Annotated in this window: 9 protein-coding genes; 3 read left to right on the top strand and 6 right to left on the bottom strand. The window is 68.4% G+C overall.

Annotation, left to right across the window (positions count from 1 at the left end; genetic code table 11):
- Positions 1–73: 73 nt before the first annotated feature.
- Together MNQ95_RS10995 and MNQ95_RS10990 are read left to right on the top strand one after the other, a co-directional pair.
- Positions 74–2161 (top strand): carbon starvation CstA family protein, encoded by a 2088-nt coding sequence (locus MNQ95_RS10995; RefSeq protein WP_162410183.1) that lies wholly within the window; start codon positions 74–76, stop codon positions 2159–2161.
- A 6-nt stretch (positions 2162–2167) separates the two neighbouring features.
- Positions 2168–2392: a YbdD/YjiX family protein gene (locus tag MNQ95_RS10990; RefSeq protein ID WP_162410184.1), complete on the top strand. Its 225-nt coding sequence runs from the start codon at positions 2168–2170 to the stop codon at positions 2390–2392.
- Between the two features lie 228 nt (positions 2393–2620).
- Here the strand turns inward: MNQ95_RS10990 and MNQ95_RS10985 are convergent, their stop codons facing one another.
- From MNQ95_RS10985 to MNQ95_RS10965, 5 genes are all read right to left on the bottom strand, one after another.
- Positions 2621–3883: a DUF819 family protein gene (locus MNQ95_RS10985; protein WP_162410185.1), complete on the bottom strand. Its 1263-nt coding sequence runs from the start codon at positions 3881–3883 to the stop codon at positions 2621–2623.
- Between the two features lie 113 nt (positions 3884–3996).
- Positions 3997–6156 (bottom strand): alpha/beta hydrolase family protein, encoded by a 2160-nt coding sequence (locus MNQ95_RS10980; protein WP_241952891.1) that lies wholly within the window; start codon positions 6154–6156, stop codon positions 3997–3999.
- 96 nt (positions 6157–6252) lie between these two features.
- Positions 6253–8202, bottom strand: a complete 1950-nt coding sequence (locus MNQ95_RS10975) for an OPT family oligopeptide transporter (protein ID WP_162410187.1) — start codon at positions 8200–8202, stop codon at positions 6253–6255.
- 85 nt (positions 8203–8287) lie between these two features.
- Positions 8288–10270, bottom strand: coding sequence for an alpha/beta hydrolase family protein (locus MNQ95_RS10970; RefSeq protein WP_241952890.1), 1983 nt, complete (start codon positions 10268–10270; stop codon positions 8288–8290).
- Positions 10271–10669: 399 nt separating this feature from the next.
- Positions 10670–11176 (bottom strand): single-stranded DNA-binding protein, encoded by a 507-nt coding sequence (locus MNQ95_RS10965; RefSeq protein ID WP_162410188.1) that lies wholly within the window; start codon positions 11174–11176, stop codon positions 10670–10672.
- 153 nt (positions 11177–11329) lie between these two features.
- On the opposite strand from MNQ95_RS10965, the gene MNQ95_RS10960 reads away from it, so the two are divergent.
- Positions 11330–12328 carry a polyprenyl synthetase family protein gene (locus tag MNQ95_RS10960; protein ID WP_162410189.1) on the top strand — a complete coding sequence of 333 codons (999 nt, stop codon included), beginning with the start codon at positions 11330–11332 and terminating at the stop codon, positions 12326–12328.
- A gap of 115 nt (positions 12329–12443) precedes the next feature.
- Here MNQ95_RS10960 and MNQ95_RS10955 read toward each other — a convergent pair whose 3' ends face one another.
- Entirely contained in the window at positions 12444–13244 is an 801-nt protein-coding gene (locus tag MNQ95_RS10955) for a dienelactone hydrolase family protein (protein WP_241952889.1), read from the bottom strand.
- Positions 13245–13265 lie beyond the last annotated feature (21 nt).

Here is a 13265-nt window from a genome sequence, read left to right as displayed (position 1 = left end):
CGCACTGCGCATTGACCTGCGCGGCCCACGGGACGACCCTTGTCCGGTCACCTGACCCGTAGTGAAGGCTCCCATGAAAACACTCTCGCACGTCGGCTGGGCCGCGCTCGCACTGCTTGGCGCGTTCTGCCTGGGCACCGTGGCGCTGCGCCAGGGCGAACAGATCAGCGCGTTGTGGATCGTGGTCGCCGCGGTTTCGATCTACCTGGTCGCCTACCGCTACTACAGCCTGTACATCGCCACCAACGTGATGGGGCTCGACCCGCGCCGGTCCACGCCCGCGCACATCCACAACGATGGCCTGGACTATGTGCCGACCAACAAGCACGTGCTGTTCGGCCACCATTTCGCCGCGATCGCCGGCGCCGGCCCGCTGGTCGGCCCGGTGCTGGCCGCGCAGATGGGCTACCTGCCGGGCATGCTCTGGCTGATCGCCGGCGTGGTCCTGGCCGGTGCGGTGCAGGACTTCATGGTCCTGTTCATCTCCAGCCGCCGCGACGGCCGCTCGCTGGGTGACCTGGTCCGCGAGGAGATGGGGCCGGTGGCCGGCACCATCGCGCTGTTCGGCGCGTTCCTGATCATGATCATCATCCTGGCCGTGCTGGCGATGATCGTGGTGAAGGCACTGGCCGAGAGCCCGTGGGGCATGTTCACCGTGATCGCGACGATGCCCATCGCGATCTTCATGGGCATCTACATGCGCTACATCCGGCCCGGCAAGATCGGCGAGATCTCGGTGGTCGGCATCGTCCTCCTGCTGCTGGCGATCTGGTTCGGCGGCAAGGTCGGCGCGCACCCGACCTGGGGCCCGGCCTTCACCTTCACCGGCACCCAGATCACCTGGATGCTGATCGGTTATGGATTTGTCGCCGCGGTGCTGCCGGTATGGCTGCTGCTGGCGCCGCGCGACTACCTGTCGACCTTCCTCAAGATCGGCGTGATCGTGGCGCTGGCGATCGGGATAGTGATAGCCAGCCCGGAAGTCACCTCGCTGAAGATGCCGGCGCTGACCCAGTTCGCCAGCACCGGCGACGGCCCGGTGTGGAAGGGCGGACTGTTCCCGTTCCTGTTCATCACCATCGCCTGTGGCGCGGTATCGGGCTTCCACGCGCTGATCGCCTCGGGCACGACCCCGAAGCTGCTGGCCAACGAGACCCACGCGCGCTACATCGGCTACGGCGGCATGCTGATGGAATCGTTCGTGGCGATCATGGCGCTGGTTGCGGCCTCGATCATCGAGCCGGGCGTGTACTTCGCGATGAACAGCCCCGCCGCGGCGATCGGCACCGACGTGGTCGACGTGGCCGCCAAGGTCAGCAGCTGGGGCTTTGTGGTGACACCCGAGGTACTGACCCAGACCGCCAAGGACATCGGCGAGCACACGATCATCTCGCGCGCCGGCGGCGCACCGACGCTGGCGGTCGGCATCGCGGTGATCCTGCACGACGCCCTGCCCGGCGGCGATGCGATGATGGCGTTCTGGTACCACTTCGCGATCCTGTTCGAGGCGCTGTTCATCCTGACCGCAGTCGACGCGGGCACCCGCGCGGGCCGCTTCATGCTGCAGGACCTGCTGGGCAGCTTCGTGCCGGCGCTGCGCCGCACCGAATCGTGGAGCGCCAACGTGATCGGCACCGCCGGCTGCGTCGCATTGTGGGGCTACTTCCTCTACCAGGGCGTGGTCGATCCGCTGGGCGGCATCAACACCCTGTGGCCGCTGTTCGGCATCGCCAACCAGATGCTGGCGGGCATCGCGCTGATGCTGTGCACCGTGGTGCTGTTCAAGATGAAGCGCGACCGCTACGCGTGGGTCACGATCGTGCCGACCATCTGGCTGCTGATCTGCACCACCTATGCCGGCCTGATCAAGATCTTCGACAGCAACCCGGCGATCGGCTTCGTCGCCCAGGCCCGCAAGTACCAGCAGGCGATCGCCGATGGCCAGCTGCTGGGCACGGCCAAGACCGTGGGCCAGATGAACCAGGTGGTGATCAACAGCTACGTCAACACCGCGCTGACCGTGCTGTTCCTGTTCGTGGTGGCCAGCGTGCTGGTGTACGCGGTCCGCGCCATCGCCAAGGCGCGCCGGACCACCCAGCGCACCGACCGCGAGACCCCGTTCGTCGCCCTCAGCGACGAGCAGGTCAAGGCCTGGCTGTAAGCCGCCATGGGCAACCAGCTCGTTCCGCTCGAACACTTCGCCACGCACAAGCGTGTGTGGCGGAGGCTGGTCCAGACCGCGCGGTTGTGCTGCGGCGTGCCCGACTACGACAACTACGTCCGGCACGTGCTTGAAAAGCACCCCGACCGCGAGCCGATGGACTACAAGACGTTCTTCAGGGAGCGCCAGGAGGCCCGCTTCGGCGGGCGCTCGGGATTCCGCTGCTGCTGAAGGGCGCGATCGGAAGTGGAAACGCGAAGGGCGAAGCCGATGGCTTCGCCCTTTCTCTTTGTGGAGCGGCGTTGCCCGGCGCTCCCGCATGGCTCTCGTACAGCGGGGCTTGCCCTGGTGCTTCTTGCGCGTGCGACCGGGAGCAGCGGGGCAAGCCCCGCTCGACGGAAAACCGATGCGGCGGAGCGTGCCTGGCTACGTAAGCCGGGGTAGCGGCGAGGGCTGCTCTCAGCCCTGCCCGGCCATCGACCTCAGCACCACGCCAACGATGTACGCGGCCACCGTGCCGGTCGCATAGCCCAGCGCCCCGAGCAAGGCGCCGACCGGCGCCAGCGAGGGATGGAACACCGACGCCACCACCGGCGCCGAGGCCGGTCCGCCGATGTTGCTCTGCGAACCCATCGCGAAATAGAAGAACGGCACGCGCAGCAGCTTGGCCAGGCCCGCCAGCAGCACGATGTGCACGGCGATCCAGATGAAGCCCAGGGCCAGCAGCCAGGGCTTGTCGGCCAGCGATCCGATATCCATCTGCATGCCGATGCAGGCGATCAGGATGTAGAGGAACAGCGAGCCGACCTTCGAGGCACCGGCACCATCAAGCGCACGGGCACGGGTCAGGCTCAGCGCCAGGCCGATGAACGTGGATAGCACCACCACCCACACGAACGGCTCATGCAGGCTGACCTGCCTGGACCACGGCGCGTTCTGCGCGAACCACGACGAAGCCGGGCCGGCGATGGCGTGCGACAGGCCGACCGCGCCGAAGGCGATGCCGGAGATCACCATCAGGTCGGTCAGCGAGGTCACCCGCTCGTGCTGCTTCTGGTAGCTGGCCAGCCGCTCCTGGAGTTCCTCGATGGCGCGCGTGTCGGCGCCGGTGCGCGCATCGATCGCCGAGGCGCGGTTGGCCAGGAAGATCAGCACCGCCATCCACACATAGCCGACGCCGACGTCCACCACCACGAACTGGCCGAACGTGGTTTCGTCGACGGCGAAGATCTCCTTCATTGCCAGCATGTTGGCGCCGCCACCGATCCAGCTGCCGGCCAGCGCGGCCATGCCGCCCCAGGTATCGCCGGCCACGGTCTCCGGATGGACCAGATCCATCACCCAGAACGCGACGAAGGCGCCGAGCATGATGCTGAGCGAGGCCCCGACATACATCGCCAGCAGCTTCGGACCCAGCCGGAGCACGCCCTTGAGGTCGATGGTCATCGTCAGCAGGACCAGCGCGGCGGGCAGCAGCACGCGGCTGGCGACCGGGTTGTAGAGCCTGCTGGCGTTGCCGTCGATCAGGCCGACGCTGTTGTAGATGCCCGGGATGAAATAGCACAGCAGCAGCGCCGGCACCCAGGTGAAGAACTTCTTCCAGAAGGGCGTGGGTCCGCTGGCAAGCCAGAAGATCAGGCCCAGTGTGGCGGCGATCAGGCCGAACAGGACGATGTCGTTCTGGATCAGCGCGGTGGACGGTTCGGTGGCTTCGATCGCCATCGGCGACGTCTCCTGTTGCCGGTGCGGACGCCTGCCCGCGGAAACGCGATGGCCGGCGTGGTGCCGGCCCACGGAATGAGATGGCCGGCATTGAGCCGGCCATCGGGCGGGACTTACTGGCCGATGTGCTGCTTCAGCCAGGCGTTGACGGTGTCGTGCCAGAGCACGCTGTTGGCCGGCTTGAGCACCCAGTGGTTCTCGTCCGGGAAGTACAGCAGCTTCGATTCGACGCCCTTGCGCTGCAGCGCGGTGAAGGTCGACAGGCCCTGGTCCACCGGCACGCGGTAGTCCTTCTCGCCCTGCACCACCAGCATCGGCACCTTCCAGTTGGCGACGTGGTTGACCGGGTTGAACTTCTCGTAGTTCTGCGGCTTGCCGAACGGCGTGCCGCCGTTCTCCCACTCGGTGAACCACAGCTCCTCGGTCACGTAGCCCATCGAGCGCGTGTCGAACACGCCGTCATGGTTGACCAGGCACTTGAACGGCGAATTGCCCTGCTTGTCGAACCAGTTGCCGGCGATCCAGTTGATCATGTAGCCGCCGTAGCTGGCGCCAAGGGCGCAGGCACGGTCGCCATCCAGGAACGGGAACTTCGCCTGCGCCGCGGCCCAGCCCTTCTGCAGGTCGACCAGCGGCTTGCCGCCCCAGTCGCCGCTGATCGCGTCGGTGAACGCCTGGCCATAACCGGTCGAGCCGTGGAAATCGATCATCACCACTGCGTAGCCCTGGCCCGCGTAGGTCTGCGGATTCCAGCGATAGCTCCAGCCGTCGCCGAAGCTGCCCTGCGGGCCACCGTGGATCAGGAACGCGACCGGATAGGTCTTGCCTTCCTCGTAGTTCCACGGCTTGACCACGTAGCCGTGCACGGTCTCGCCGTTCCAGCCGGGGAAACTGAACTGCTCGTACGCGCCGAAGGTCACGTCCGGCAGCACCTCGCCGGCGGCCGGCGTGATCGCGCGCTGCGTGGCCGGATCGGACAACGAGGTGGCGAACAGCTGGTCGCCGCTCTTGAGCGTATTGCGGGTGAACACCAGCGTGTCGCCGGCGATCTCGAACGCGGAGATGCTGCCGTCGCCGACCAGCTTCTCGACCTTGCCGGTGGCGATGTCGACCGCGAACAGCGGGTGCGCGCCCGTGTCCTGGGCGGTGGTGTAGATGGTGCGGCCATCGGCCGACAGGACGATGCCGTCGGCGCTGCGGTCCCAGTCCGGCGCGATCTCGCGGGTCGCGCCGGTCGCCACGTCGCGCGCCATCAGGCCGAAGCGGTCGGCCTCGAAACCCGGGCGCTTCATCGCGCGGTAGTACAGGGTCTTGCCGTCGGCGCTGAACACCGGGCCGGTATCCCACGCGCGGTTTTCGCCCAGCGGTCCGGGCGAGGACACGCCGGCTTCGGTGCGACCGTCGAAGGTCAGGCTCTGCATCGGCTGGCCGACGCGGTAGCGATACAGGTCGAAGTCGGTCGACCAGGCTTCCTGGCGGTCGGCGCGGCGCATGGAGAACACGATCGACTCGCCGTCGGGCGACCAGGTGTATTCGTCGTTGCCGCCGAACGGCTTGGAGGGGACGTTGCCCGGGCCCGGCGAACCGGTCGACGAATCGACCAGGCGAGCGGGATTCGGCCTGTTCTTGCCGGTCGAGGGGGTGGTCACGAACAGGCGGTTGTGGCGCCCGTCCTCCCAGGTGTCCCAATGCCGCACGAACAGCTTGTCGTAGACCACGCCGCTGGCCTTGGACGCCTTGCGCTCATCCAGCCGCTTGACCGTGCAGTCGATGTCCGCGCCGCAGTCAGGGAACACCTCCATGCTCACCGCCAGGCGCTGGCCATCGGGCGAGACCTTGAAGCTGCCGATATCCAGCGGATAGTGCGTGGCCTGCTTGGGTGCGCCTCCGGTGGCCGGCATCACGTACACCTGCTGCGTGCCCGACTGTGCGCTGAGGAAATACAGCCACTTGCCATCCGCGGAGAACGCAGGCGAGTTGACGTTCCAGCCGGCCGGAGTGAGGCGCTTCGGCGGCGCCTGGTCGCGAGTACGCAGGTCGCGGGTCCACAACGCGGTCGACGCCTTGCCCAGGTCCTCCCCACTGGCACCGGTCATCTCGCGCCTGGCGAAGACCACCAGGCCGCCGTCGGGCGACAGCACCGGCGAGGACACCCGGTCCAGCTTCTGCAGGTCGCGCACGTCCAGGCCGCGGGCGGCCTGTGCGTCATGGGCGGCGGCAAGGCCGAGCAGGCCGGCCACGGCCAGCGCGAGGGGCGAACAGACAGACTTCATCCGGAACTCCTGGAGAGATGATCCCGGATGCTAGGCAGCGCCGCCGGGCCAGCGCAAAGGCGGAAGGTCATGCCTTCCGCCCCGTTCGTCACGGGATCACGCGGCCTGCTCGCCGCGCTTGCCCACCCGGTACAGCAGCCAGCCGACCGCGCCCAGCACCAGCAGGCCGATCCACTGCGCCCAGGCACCCAGGCTAATCGGCAGGGCCAGCACTTCCGGGTTCTGGGTGATCACGATCGGCAGGGCAATCGCAATACCCATCAGGGCCTCGCCCGTGATCAGGCCGGCGGAGAACAGCACGCCCGGGCGGTGCACGCGGTCGAGCGCGGCCTCGTCGTCGTCGCGCACCTTGTGGAAGCGCTGGACCAGGTGCGCGATGAGGCCACCAAGGAAGATCGGCACCATCAGTTCCAGCGGCAGGTAGATGCCGATGGCCGCGGCCAGCACCGGCACACGGAAGCGCGAACCGCGCGCCTTCAGCCAGCCGTCCAGGGCGATGGTCAGCGCGCCGACCACGCCGCCGATGGCGATCATCGTCCACGGCAACTGGCCGCCGAACAGGCCCTTGGCCACCGAGGCCATCAGGTTGGCCTGCGGCGCCGGCAGGGTCTTGGAGCCGATCCCGTACGCTTCCTGCAGCAGGTTCAGTACCGGCGCCATGATCAGCGCGCAGGAGAACGCGCCGATGCCCAGCATCAGCTGCTGCTTCCACGGCGTGGCGCCGACCAGGTAGCCGGTCTTGAGGTCCTGCAGGTTGTCGCCACCGACCGCCGCCGCGCAGCAGACCACCGCGCCGATCATGATCGCGGCCACCGCGCCCAGCGGCGCACCGTTGACCTGCTTCTGGCCATCGGCGCCGAGCAGCATCAGCAACACCACCGAAGCGAACAGGATGGTGGCGATGGTGATGCCCGAGACCGGGTTGTTCGAGGAACCGACCAGGCCGGCCAGGTAACCGGACACCGAAACGAACAGGAAGCCCGCGACGATCATGATGATCGTCATCGGAATGCTGACGTGCCACTGGCCGACGATGGCCTGGTACAGCGCCAGCAACGGCAGCACGAACAGGACCAGCGCCACCAGCATCCACTTCATCGGAAGGTCGCGATCGGTCTCGCTGGTGACTTCCCCGCCCGCGCTCTTGCGCGCGGCGGCGAACCCGCTGCGGATGCCGGCCAGCAGCGAGTTGCGCAGCGAGAACAGCGTCCAGACGCCGCCGACCAGCATCGCGCCGACGCCGAGGAAGCGGATCTTGGCCGACCAGATCGCGAACGCCGCATCGGCCGCCGGCGCCCCGGCGATCGAAGCGGCCAGGGCCGGGTCGCTGCCGAGGAAGAAGGCGTTGTACAGCGGGATGGCGATGTGCCAGGACAGGATCGCGCCCGACAGCACGACGATGCCCACGTTGAGGCCGACGATGTAACCCACGCCGAGCAGCGCCGGCGACAGGCCGGTACCGAGGTAGGCGATGATCTTGTTGTTGGCGAAGTAGCCGGCCACCGCCCAGCTGTCGGGGATGGCGCGCAGGCCGTTGGCCGCCGACAGTTTGACCAGCGCGCCGATCGCCGCCGAGATGCCCAGGATCTTCAGGCCCGGACCCGGGTTCTCGCCGGCCTTGAGCACTTCGGCCGCGGCCTTGCCCTCCGGGAACGGCAGCGGTTCTTCGACGATCATCGTGCGCCGCAGGGGCACGGAGAACAGCACGCCGAGCAGGCCGCCCAGGCCGGCGATGCCCAGCACCCACCAGTAGTCGAAGTTCGGCCAGTAGCCCATCAGCACCAGGGCCGGGATCGTGAAGATGACGCCGGCGGCGATCGAGGAACCGGCCGACGCGCCGGTCTGGACGATGTTGTTCTCCAGGATCGTGCCGCCGCCAAGCAGGCGCAGCACGCCCATCGACACGACGGCCGCCGGGATCGCGGTGGCCACGGTCAGGCCGGCGAACAGGCCCAGGTAGGCGTTGGCGGCCGACAGCACCACCGCCAGGACGATGGCGAGGACGACGGCGCGGAAAGTGAGCTGCGGCGGGCCGGACTGGGCCATGCGGTTTCCCCTGCAAACATGAAGCCGGACACGCTATCGGCCGGGCGCGGGCAAGTCCAGCCCTGCCCGGCCCGGCCCTTTGCCGTCAGGGCTTTGCGCCGGCGCCGATGTGGCGATCGAGGAAGGCCAGCAGGCGGCTGTAGTACTCGCGCTGATGGGCTTCGGTGTAGAAGCCATGGCCCTCGTCGGGGTAGTACAGCGACTCGACCGGGACCCCGGCGCGCTGCAGCGCGGCTTCCATCTTCCGGGTATGCGCGGGCGGGGCGATCGTGTCCTGGCCTCCGGCAGCGAGGAACACCGGCACCCGGATGCGGTCGGCGAGATGGTTGGGCGACACGGCGAGCAGTGCCGCCCTGTCATCGCCAATCCACTCCCTGGACCAGGTCGCCATCCAGCGCCCCCGGTCGACCAGCGACTCGCTGCGTTCGACCAGGTCGTACACGCCGACATAGCCTGCCGCGCAGCGATACAGCGCCGGCTCCCTGGCCACTCCCGCCAGCGCTGCGTAGGCGCCATAGCTGGCGCCATAGATGCAGATACGCGCCGGATCGGCGATGCCCTCGCTGATCGCCCAGCGGGTCGCATCGGTAAGGTCGTCCTGCATCGCCAGGCCCCACTGCCGGGCGCCTGCTTCGGTGAACGCGTTGCCGTAGCCGCCCGATCCGCGGAAATTGACCCGCAGCACCGCATAGCCCGCCGCGGCCAGCAACTGGGGTTCGTCGTCGAACTCCCACGAGTCCTTGACGCCGTAGGGCCCGCCGTGCGGCAACAGCACCATCGGCAGCCCGCGGCCGTCCGAACCGGCGGGCACGGTGAGGTAGCCATGCAGGGCCAAGCCGTCCCTTGCCCGCAGCGACACCGGCCGGTTCTCGACCATGCGCATCGGATCGAGCCATTCGCGCCGGCTGACGAGGCGTTCGGCGTTGCGGGTGGCGTGGTCGAACAGGAAGAAATCGCCGCTGTTGCGGTCCGAGGTGACCAGCAGCAGCGAACGGTCGCCGTTCCCGGTACGCGCGAGGACCCGCACCAGTTCGCCTTCGAATGCCGGCTCGAGGCTGCGCTGCAATCGCGCATCGGGATGATCGGGCTTGAAGAATACGGTGCGCGGAGTGCCGGCCATGAACAAGGCGCCAATCGGCTCGCGTGGCCCGCTGGTGGCGTAGACGATCTGGTGCGGGTCCACGGTGTCGTCGCGCAGCACTTCGCGGCGACCGCCATCGGCCACGTGCAGGGCGACGATGCTGTCCGGCCCACGCACGTGGCTCACGCGCAGGTAGGCGGTGGCACCATCGGCGGAAAAGCCCACCGGGTACTCCGCGCGCCCGCTGCGCGCCTGGTCATTGATCACCGACCAGTCCGCCCCTTCACCGGCGCGGTAGTAGAGCCTGCTGCGGTTGTCGCTGTCCGTGCCCCAGGCGAAGCGCACGACGCCGTCGTGATCGGTGGCGAACGACGCATTTGCAACCGGCACCTTGGCAACCACGATCCGGGCGCCGGTATTGACATCCATGCGTTCGGCGCGCGTGAAGCCGGCCTCGCTGAATTCGCCGACGGTGAGGATGACGTAGCGGTCGTCCTCCGGCAGGTCGTCGACCAGGCGCGCCCAGACCAGCGCCGGCTGCCTGGGCTGGATCCGGGTGCCGGCCTTGCCCGAGGCACGCTGCCCCACCAGTACCCCCGCCCGGCCGCCGTCGGCATTGACGCCGAAGATCTCCCCCGTGGGTTGCGGCTGCGCCAGCCGGCCGAACTTCTGCGCCACGCTCAGCAGGACGCGCCCCGGGTTCACCCAGTGGAAATCCGCGATATCGGTGTCGCGGCCCAACGCGAAATGCGCGCTGACCTTCATGTCGGACAAGCGCAGGATCACCAGCGTCGTACGGTCCTCGCCCGGCAGCGTCGCCGCCAGGTACGTCCCATCCGGGGACAGCTTCACATCGCGGAACTGCGCCTTGCGGATGAACTGGTCCACTTCGACCGTCGTGGCCGCCTGCACCGCACCGCTCCAAAAACACAGGCCCAGCACCATGCACAGCATGCGCGCGGCGCCTGCCCCCTTGCTTCGGATCATCCAACTTCCCTTGCCTGGACGCGGCCATCCCCATGAGGCCTGCGCCGCGAGCGTAGCTGAGACCGGCGCCGCAATGCCATGCCGGGAGTCACAATCGGACCGGTCACGTCGACGCGACGGACCTGTCCACTGGCCGGGCGGCAGAAAAGATCCCGGGACGGAACCGCGGGGTCGTGCAGGCATCGAGCATGCGATCGCTGGACCGGCCTACCCCGGCGCGCGCGCTGAAGATCCGCGACTGCCGGCTTCTGCGGAGTCGACCGGCACCGTCATGCCCGCGCCCCGACGGAATCGACCAGGCAAAGGCACCGCGACCGGAAAGCACGACGCAATCGCGTGCGAACCGGTCGCCGACAGGGAAGATTCCGGTACCCGATCCCTGCCGGAAACACCCCGTCTTCAGAACGGAATATCGTCGTCCGCGAAATCGTCGTTGAAGCCGCCACCCGCCTGCGGTGCCGCGGCAGCTGCCGCCGGTGCGCTGCGCGGGGGCGCATCGCGACGCGGAGGTGCGCTGCGCTGCGGGCGCTCGCCGCGGTCGGCATAGCCTTCGCCACCACCACCGCCACCGGCGCGCCCGCCGAGCATCTGCATCTCGTCGGCGACGATCTCGGTGATGTAGCGGTCCTGCCCGTCCTGGCCGGTGAACTTGTCGTAGCGGATGCTGCCCTCGACATAGCACTGCGAGCCCTTGCGCAGGTACTCGCCGGCGATCTCGCCGAGCTTGCCGAAGAACTTAACCCGGTGCCACTCGGTGCGCTCCTGGGTGTTGCCGTCGCGATCCTTGCGCACGCTGGTGGTCGCCAGGCGGACGATGGTCACTGCCATGCCGGACTGGGTGTACTTGGTTTCGGGATCGTCGCCGAGGTTGCCGACCAGGATCACCTTGTTGATGCCGCGCGCCATAGTTTTGGATTCCGTTTCAGGTCCGGCGAAGCCCGGACATGGAGACATTGGAGTATACCGGCGGCATCCCGGCAATCACCGGAATACCCGTCCCGGGGTAGGGTTTGCCCGTGCCTGCCCCTTATAATTCAGTGACTTTCCCAGGCGGCACGCATGGCAGACCTCCCCAACCCCTCCACCTACGCCCCCCTGCCACGGATCCAGGCGCTGGCCGCGCCGGACATGGCCGCCGTCGATGCGCTGATCCGCACCCGCCTGGCCTCGGATGTCGTCCTGATCAACCAGATCGCCGAACACATCGTCTCGGCCGGCGGCAAGCGCCTGCGGCCGATGCTGGTGGTGCTGGCCGGGCAGGCGACCGGCGGGACCGGTGCCGACCACCACCAGCTGGCGGCGATCGTCGAGTTCATCCACACCTCGACCCTGCTCCACGACGACGTGGTCGACGAATCCGACCTGCGCCGCGGCCGCCGCACCGCCAATGCGATATGGGGCAACGCGGCCAGCGTGCTGGTCGGCGACTTCCTCTACTCGCGCAGCTTCCAGCTGATGGTCGAACTGGACCGGATGGAGGTCATGCAGATCCTCGCCGACACCACCAACCGCATCGCCGAGGGCGAGGTGCTGCAGCTGCTGCACGTGCGCAACCCGGACACCGACGAGGCTGCGTACCTGCGCGTGATCGAACGCAAGACCGCGGTGCTGTTCGCCGCCGGAACGCAGCTCGGCGCGCTGGCGTCGGGCGCTGACGCCCGCACCCAGCAGGCGCTGTACGACTACGGGATGAACCTGGGCTACGCCTTCCAGATCGCCGATGACGTACTCGACTACACCGCCGACGCCGGCGACCTGGGCAAGAACCTCGGCGACGACCTGGCCGAGGGCAAGGCGACGCTGCCGCTGATCCATGCGATGGCCCATTCGGACGCTGCCACCCGCGATCGCCTGCGCGCGATCATCCAGGACGGCGACAGCGAGGCGATGCCCGAAGCGCTCGCCGCGATCCACGCCACCGGCGGACTGGAATACAGCCGCCGGCTCGCGCTCGACTATGCGGTCGCGGCCGAGGCTGCACTGGCGGGATTGCCCGATTCGGAAGCCCTCGCCGCGCTGCGGGGACTGGCCCGCTACGCGGTCGAACGCTCGCACTGAGTGCGCGCCATCGTCAGCGCAGCGGCTGGTTTCGCACCCGGGCCGTGATCCCTCGAGAACCAGGCGCAACCGCAAGGCGATGCGCCGACGCGCATCGCCCTCGCCGCCAACCGGCTCAGTCGCCGAAGCGCTCCTCGAAGAAATTGTCGAGCATGACGAAGGCGCGCCGCGCCGCGCGCGCGTCGTAACGGCAGTTGCTGGCCGGATCGTTGCCGGCGCTCTCCTCGGCGAAGCAGTGCACCGCGCCGCTGAAGTTGACGAACTGCCAGTCCGCGCCGGCCGCATCCATTTCCTTGCCGAAGGCGACGATGTCCTCCTGGCTCACCGCCTTGTCGGCGGCGCCGTTGAGGACCAGCACCGGCGCCTTGACCGTATTCCCCGCGACCGCCGGGGTCGACGTGCCGAGCCCACCATGCAGGCTGGCCACGCCGGCCAGCGGCACGCCCGCGCGCGCCAGCTCAAGGACTGCGGTGCCGCCGAAGCAGAAACCGACTGCACCGACCCGGCCCGCGTCCACGGGTACCTTGCCTGCCTGCGCCTTGAGTGCCTCCACCGCCGCGAGTCCGCGGGCGCGAAGCACGGCACGGTCTTCGCGCAGGGCGCCGGCGATCTTGCCGGCCTCGCTGCTGTCCTTCGGCCGCACCTTGCTGCCGTACACGTCCGCCACCAGCACCACGTAGTCGTCGCCGGCGATGCGGCGCGCGGTTTCGACCGAGGCATCGGTCACGCCCATCCAGTTGGGCACCATCACCAGGCCGGGGCGGCGTTCGCTGTCTTCGTCGTCGTAGACCAGCACGCCGCTGAAGCGGTCCTTGCCGATCGTCCATTCCAGCTTTTCGGTGCGCGGCTTGGCCGCGGCAGGCGACGACAGCACGACGGCGAACAAGGCGCACGCCGCGATCAGGGAACTGCGCATGGTCGATGCTCCGGGGTCGGG

It is taken from the genome of Pseudoxanthomonas daejeonensis, assembly GCF_022637495.1.
GTDB lineage: Bacteria > Pseudomonadota > Gammaproteobacteria > Xanthomonadales > Xanthomonadaceae > Pseudoxanthomonas > Pseudoxanthomonas daejeonensis.
This window is presented reverse-complemented; position numbering and strand designations above follow the sequence as displayed.

Coding starts and splice junctions, on each gene's coding strand:
- MNQ95_RS10995 (WP_162410183.1), top strand. CDS start 74: ATGAAAACACTCTCGCACGTCGGCTGGGCCGCGCTCGCACTGCTTGGC.
- MNQ95_RS10990 (WP_162410184.1), top strand. CDS start 2,168: ATGGGCAACCAGCTCGTTCCGCTCGAACACTTCGCCACGCACAAGCGT.
- MNQ95_RS10985 (WP_162410185.1), bottom strand. CDS start 3,883: ATGGCGATCGAAGCCACCGAACCGTCCACCGCGCTGATCCAGAACGAC.
- MNQ95_RS10980 (WP_241952891.1), bottom strand. CDS start 6,156: ATGAAGTCTGTCTGTTCGCCCCTCGCGCTGGCCGTGGCCGGCCTGCTC.
- MNQ95_RS10975 (WP_162410187.1), bottom strand. CDS start 8,202: ATGGCCCAGTCCGGCCCGCCGCAGCTCACTTTCCGCGCCGTCGTCCTC.
- MNQ95_RS10970 (WP_241952890.1), bottom strand. CDS start 10,270: ATGATCCGAAGCAAGGGGGCAGGCGCCGCGCGCATGCTGTGCATGGTG.
- MNQ95_RS10965 (WP_162410188.1), bottom strand. CDS start 11,176: ATGGCGCGCGGCATCAACAAGGTGATCCTGGTCGGCAACCTCGGCGAC.
- MNQ95_RS10960 (WP_162410189.1), top strand. CDS start 11,330: ATGGCAGACCTCCCCAACCCCTCCACCTACGCCCCCCTGCCACGGATC.
- MNQ95_RS10955 (WP_241952889.1), bottom strand. CDS start 13,244: ATGCGCAGTTCCCTGATCGCGGCGTGCGCCTTGTTCGCCGTCGTGCTG.